Annotated in this window: 1 pseudogene; it reads left to right on the forward strand. The window is 49.2% G+C overall.

The features are described 5' to 3' along the window. Positions 1 to 188 (forward strand): annotated as a pseudogene (locus HBA93_RS23235) (phage repressor); the annotation flags it as partial. Positions 189 to 240: the final 52 nt, after the last annotated feature.

Genomic DNA, 240 nt, shown 5'->3' on the forward strand with positions numbered 1-240 from the left:
GTGAGCGTGCAGATGGAATGCGCGAAACAACAGTTAAAACACTTGCCAAGGACGATTTTGGCAAATTCTGGCTCATGCCGGAGTCGACAGACCCTCACCATCAAACCCCTTTAGAAATAAACGGAGATGACGGCGAGACTATTCGCATTCTTGGCAAGGTTGTTTACGCAGTACGACGCGAAGATTAAGCTAACGCTCATATTAGGCCGTATAAGAGCCCGTTTCCGGGTGCTTTCGGCT

Origin of the sequence: Ochrobactrum sp. SFR4 (assembly GCF_019730395.1) — a bacterium.
Classification (GTDB): Bacteria; Pseudomonadota; Alphaproteobacteria; order Rhizobiales; family Rhizobiaceae; genus Pseudochrobactrum.